Consider the following 411-nt stretch of genomic DNA (forward strand, 5'->3'; position numbering starts at 1 on the left):
GCCCCAACGGGTTTCCACGCCGATAATCCCCACGATAATCTCCGGCGGCACGCCGTACACCTGCCAGGCGCGCTGCAGCGCATCCTGATATTGATTCCAGAACACTACGCCGTTTTGCACGTTATCCGGGGTGATGAACTTGTTGCGGTAGCGCAGCCAGGAGCCATTCGGCCCGGTTGGCCCCTGGGTAGACGGCGTCGGCGCCTGCCTGTCCATCAGCCGCAGCACCGAATCCAATCGCCGAGCCTGCGCCAGCACGTCGTGCAGCTGCTGCCGGTCAAAACCGTGTTCCTGCACCATCTTCTCGATAAAGCGCGCGGTATTCGGGTTATTGGCGAAATCCCCACCCAGCGGCGCGCCGCTGTGCGCCGGGCTCAGCAAAAAGCCGCCCTTTACCGGGGTGCTCTGCGG

1 protein-coding gene is annotated in these 411 nt (G+C 63.5%); it reads right to left on the bottom strand.

Features of this window, described 5'->3' with window-relative positions; all coding sequences use genetic code 11:
- Positions 1–411: lytic murein transglycosylase (locus tag C5L13_RS28505; RefSeq protein WP_205836903.1), on the bottom strand; the 411-nt coding region annotated here is incomplete at both ends.

Origin of the sequence: Neorhizobium alkalisoli (assembly GCF_002968635.1) — a bacterium.
Classification (GTDB): domain Bacteria; phylum Pseudomonadota; class Alphaproteobacteria; order Rhizobiales; family Rhizobiaceae; genus Neorhizobium; species Neorhizobium alkalisoli.